The sequence below is a fragment of the Stenotrophomonas pictorum JCM 9942 genome (assembly GCF_001310775.1).
In the GTDB taxonomy this organism is placed as follows: domain Bacteria; phylum Pseudomonadota; class Gammaproteobacteria; order Xanthomonadales; family Xanthomonadaceae; genus Stenotrophomonas; species Stenotrophomonas pictorum.
The window spans coordinates 1-4,858 of sequence record NZ_BAZI01000214.1; the positions used below are offsets into that span (position 1 = coordinate 1).

General features: G+C 66.8%; 1 protein-coding gene and 1 pseudogene. One reads left to right on the forward strand and one right to left on the reverse strand.

Annotated features, from left to right (window positions below):
• Positions 1 to 114: 114 nt before the first annotated feature.
• Positions 115 to 2,525, reverse strand: a pseudogene (gene mrcB, locus JCM9942_RS10955) (penicillin-binding protein 1B).
• A gap of 96 nt (positions 2,526 to 2,621) precedes the next feature.
• Between mrcB and JCM9942_RS10960 the strand changes: the two are divergent.
• Positions 2,622 to 4,721 carry a glycosyltransferase gene (locus tag JCM9942_RS10960; RefSeq protein ID WP_054659643.1) on the forward strand — a complete coding sequence of 700 codons (2,100 nt, stop codon included), beginning with the start codon at positions 2,622 to 2,624 and terminating at the stop codon, positions 4,719 to 4,721.
• Positions 4,722 to 4,858 lie beyond the last annotated feature (137 nt).

The window sequence follows — 4,858 nt, forward strand, 5'->3', positions numbered from 1 at the left end:
GTCGAGGCGGCACCGGCGGCGCCGAGGGCGCGCTCACACAGGCGCTGAGCAGCAGGGAGGTCGCCGAAACAACCAGTACAGAGCGGATCAAAGACATGCCATTCATGGTCATCATTATCGCGCAGGCGTTTCTGAAGCGGGCGTGGAGGCCGGCTCCGGCTCTTTGCGGTCGAGCCCGAACCAGCTGCGCCAACCACCGCTTTGCGCCTGCTCTTCGGCCGGAGGCGCCGCTTCCGGCACGGTGCAGGGCACGTACTGCGGCGCGAATCCGGCCACGAACGGTAAGCGACGGGCCCCCGGGCAGCCCTCGTCGGTAGCGTTGCTGCCTTCGGCTTGCACGTACTGCCAATCCAGCCCCTTGTTGCTCACCCGCAACGCCGCGCTGGGCAGGTTGCGGAAGATGCCCGACCACACCCGCATCGCGCCCGAGGCGCCGTACAGGCCGGTCTGCTCGTTCTGGTCGTTGCCCATCCAGATCACCGCCAGATGGTCACCGGTGTAACCGGCATACCAGCTGTCACGGCCATCGTTGGAGGTGCCGGTCTTGCCCGCCGGATGCAGCCGCCCCAGTCCGTCGGCATTGAGCCCGGCAGCGGTACCGCTGGACACCACCTGCTGCAGCCCCACGCTGATCAGGTTGGCGGCGATGGAGTCGCCTTCCTGGGCGGGCGCCGGGCTCTTGTCGTAACGTTTGAGCAGTTTGCCCTGCGCATCGACCACACCGCGCACCGCATGCAGCGGCTGGATCTCGCCGCCGGAGGCCAGGAACTGGTACAGCTGGGCCATGCCATACGGGCTCTGGTCGGTCGCGCCAAGGATCACCGACGGATTGGAGTCGGCCTTGAGCCCGGCCAGCACGTGGATCAGCTGGGTCAACCGCTCCGGCCCGACCTGCATACCGATCCGCACCGTGGCCTGGTTGTAGGAGCGGGCCAGCGCATCGATCAACGCACCGTGCCATGGCTGCGGTTGTCGGAATTGTTCGGCGTCCAGTTGCGGCCGCGGCTGAGCTTCACCGTCACCGGGGAGTCATCCACCCAGCTGGCCAGCGAAAAACGCTCCGGCTGCGCCAATGCCAGCAGGTAGACGAACGGTTTTAGCAGGGAGCCGACCGGACGATGCGCCTCGATGGCGCGGTTGAAACCCGGTTCGGACACGTCGCGGCTGCCGACCACCGCCAGCACGTCACCGTTGTGCACATCGGTGACCACCAGCCCGGCCTGCAATTCGGGACGGCGCTTGTTTTCCAGCGACTTGATCGTGTGGCCCACGGCACCTTCGGCATAGGCCTGCGCCGAGGGCGACATGCCGGTGAACACGTTCAACCCGGCGCCCTGCAGCACGCTTTCCGGGTAGTCGTTGCCCAGCTGGCGACGCACCAGGTCGATGTAGGCCGGGAACCGGTTGGCGGCGGCGATGCCCGGGGTCTTGGACACGCCCAGCGGTGCCTTCAGCGCACGCTGGTATTCGGCATCGTCGATCAGCTGGCTTTCGTGCAGCTTGCCCAGCACGAAGTTGCGGCGGTCCAGCGCGCGCTCGGGATTGCGGCGCGGATCGTAATAGGACGGCCCCTTCACCAGCCCGATCAGCAACGCCACCTGCTCGGTGGTCAGCGAACCGAGATCGCGGCCGAACCAGAACTCGCCACCGGAGGACACACCATGGATGGCCTGGCTGCCACGCTGGCCCAGGTAAACCTGGTTGAGGTAGGCCTCCAGGATCGTGGCCTTGTCATAGCGCGCCTCCATGATCAGCGCGTACAGCACCTCGTTGAACTTGCGGGTGAGCGTCTGCTCCTTGCCGATTCCGAGCAGGCCGCTGCGGGCCAGCTGCTGGGTCAGCGTACTGGCCCCCTGCCGGCTCTGTCCGCCAGAGCGCACCATCACCCAGACCGCGCGGATGATGCCGCTGATATCGATACCGTGATGGCGGTTGAAATCACGGTCTTCCACCGCCTGCAGGCCAGTGACCAGCAGCTCCGGCGCATCGGCCAGGCGCACCAGCCGGCGCTCTTCCTGCTTCTGACCGTACAACGTGGCGATCCGCGCCGGATCCAGCCGCGCCACCTTCAGCGCCTTGCGCGTATCGGCCTCGCGCAGCGACGCCACCTGCCCGCCGGATACCGCCACCGTCACCTGGCGTGGCGCCACGCGGCCATCCACATCCACATAGCCGCGGCTGGAAATGCGGAAACTGCCGCCCTCCACCCGGTAGGTGCCCGGGCTGGTGCCCGCGCCGTCATCCCGGTAGCCGGACGCGGCCAGCTCGGTCTTGAGCGTGTTGGCATTCATCGCCAGGCCAGGGCTGAGCACCAGCGGTCGCGCGTAGACGCGGGTGGGAATCTGCCAGCGCAGCTCGCCGAAGCGCTGCGTCACCTGGGTGTTCAGATACGCCGTATAGGGAATAAGGAAACCCAGGCCCAGCGCGACTGCCGCCATTCCCCAGGTGATCAGGCGCTGGCGCCACAGGGGACCATTGCCGCCGGTATCGTCGTCCAGCATGTCGGAATCGTAGCGTCGTGGCACAGGAATGCGAGAATGTAGGTTGAGGCGAGTCTAACGCAGCCATGTCCTGCGGCGCGGCGATACACCCTTCCCTGCTTAAGCTGGAGTTCCAACGGAATGTCGATGTCCCTGGCCGATGCGCGCTACCACATCAATCGCGTCATCGGCCTGATCCGCCGCGGTCTGGCCAGCCTGCGTACCCGTGGCTGGAAGGCCACACTGCACCGGGTCGGGGTGCATACCCGTCGTCAACCCGTGCCACGCCGGGAACCGCTGTTCGCCCCCGCCACAGTCCCATTTGCACCGTTCACCGTCCCTGCCAGCGACCAGCCCGTCGCCAGCATCGTCATTCCGGTCTACAACCACTGCCGGCACACCCTGGCCTGCCTGCGCGCGCTGGCCGCCCATCCGCCGGCAACCCCCTGCGAGATCCTGGTGATCGACGATGGCAGCAGCGATGAAACCGCTGACTGGATGCCGCAGATCGAAGGCCTGCGGTATCACGTGCGCGCTCAGAACGGAGGGTTCATCGCGGCCTGCAACGATGGCCTGCGGCTGAGCCGCGGGCAGTACGTGGTGCTGCTGAACAACGATACGGTGCCGCAACCCGGCTGGCTGGATGCACTGATGACCACGTTCCAGACCGTGCCCGAGGCCGGTCTGGTCGGCGCCCAGCTGCTGTATCCGGATGGACGGTTGCAGGAATCCGGCGGCGTGGTCTTCGATGACGGCAGCTGCTGGAGCTATGGCCGCTTCGAATCGGCCGAAGACCCCCGCTACATCAGCCTGCGCGATGCCGACTACTGCTCGGGTGCGGCGCTGGCATTGCCGCGCGCGCTGTTCGAGCAACTGGGTGGCCTGGATACCCGCTACGCGCCGGCCTATTACGAAGATACCGACCTGGCCTTCCAGGTCCGCGCGGCCGGCTACCGCGTCCTGGTGCAGCCGGCCAGCCGTGTCGTGCATGACGAAGGCACCAGCAACGGTACCGATACCGGCAGCGGCGTAAAGGCCTACCAGGTGCGCAACCAGAAGGTGTTCGCGGACAAGTGGCGCGACGCCCTGCGCGGGCAGCTGCCGGTCGGAAGCGTTCCTTCGCCGGCCCTGCTGCACCGCGGGCAGCGGCAGATCCTGATCCTGGACGAATCGGTACCGCAGCCCGACCGCGACTCGGCCTCGCTGCGCCAGTTCAACCTGATCCGTATGCTGCTGGCCGGCGGTGCACACGTGGTCTTTGTTCCAACCCGGGGCGAGCATGGCGGCAAGGCCACCGAGGCGTTGCAGGCCTTGGGTGTGGAAGTCTGGCATGCACCGTTTCTGAAAGGCGTAGGCAGCTGGCTGCAGCGCCATGGAGAGCGCTTCGCGGTGGTGATGCTGGTGCGCTACCACCTCGCCCACGAGTGCCTGCCACTGGTGAAGCGCTTCGCGCCACAGGCGCGCACGGTGTTCGACACGGTGGACTTGCATTACCTGCGCGAGCGGCGTGGCGCCGAACTGGCGCGGGATCTGCGCCTGGTGCGCAGTGCCGAACGCACCCGCGCCAGCGAACTGGCGGTGATGGCGGCCACCGACGTGACCTTGCTGGTCAGCGATGCGGAGAGAAAACAGCTCGCCACCGATGCGCCCCAGGTCAAGGTCGAACTGCTGTCCAACCTGCATGAGGTCGCTGGCCATGGCCTGGACTGGAGCCAGCGCCGCGATCTGGTCTTCGTCGGCGGCTTCCGCCATCCACCGAATCTGGATGCGATGCAGTGGTTTATCGGCGAGGTATTCCCGCTGATCCGCGAACACTTGCCCGAGGTGGATTTCCACTGCATCGGTGCCGATGTCCCGGCGCAGATCCATGCGCTGGCCGCCACCTGTCCGGGAGTGCACGTGCATGGCTATGTGCCGGATGTGGCGCCGTACATGAGCGGCGGCAGGATCTCGGTGGCGCCGCTGCGCTTCGGCGCCGGCGTGAAGGGCAAGATCAACCTGAGCATGGCCCATGGCCAGCCGGTGGTGGCCACGACCTGCGCGGTGGAGGGCATGTATCTGCGTGACGGCGAAGATGTACTGGTGGCCGATGGTGCGCGCGAGTTTGCCGCCGCAGTGGTGCGCCTGTATGGCGACCAGGCGCTATGGCAGCAGCTGTCCAACAACAGCCTGCGCAATATCGCGCAGCATTTTTCGCTGGATGCCGCGCGCGTCACGGTCGAGCGCGTCTTCCTGGCCTGAGCGGTCTCCGGACTCCACCGGCACCGTTCAACGCAGTGGCTGCACGCCGCGCAGGCGTTCGGCGAATGCGTTGATCTCCGGCGTTGCCGGATCGACCTCGCGGGCCTGCGCCAATGCCTGCACCGCGAAGGCCGCAT